Annotated in this window: 1 protein-coding gene; it reads left to right on the plus strand. The window is 76.7% G+C overall.

Annotated features, from left to right (window positions below):
• A partial coding sequence (locus AB6A65_RS16375; RefSeq protein WP_371039470.1) for a phage portal protein occupies positions 1-257 on the plus strand: 257 nt, incomplete at both ends.

The raw sequence follows: 257 nt of genomic DNA on the forward strand, positions 1-257 counted from the left end.
GAGCCCGCGCGAGGCGGGCGCGCTGATGCGGTCGGGCTTCGCCGGCAACCCGGTGGGCTTCCGCGCGGTGAAGCTCGTCGCCGAATCCGCCGCGGCTCTGCCGCTCGTCCTGCAGGACGCGGCGCGGCGCCACGAGAGCCACCCGATCCTGTCGCTCCTGCGCCGGCCGAACCCGGGGCAGGGGCGCGCCGAGCTGATGGAGGCCGTCTACGGCCAGCTTCTCCTGAGCGGCGACGCCTGGCTGGAGGCGGTGGCGG

The sequence above is a fragment of the Rhodosalinus sp. FB01 genome, from assembly GCF_041365715.1.
Lineage (GTDB): Bacteria > Pseudomonadota > Alphaproteobacteria > Rhodobacterales > Rhodobacteraceae > Rhodosalinus.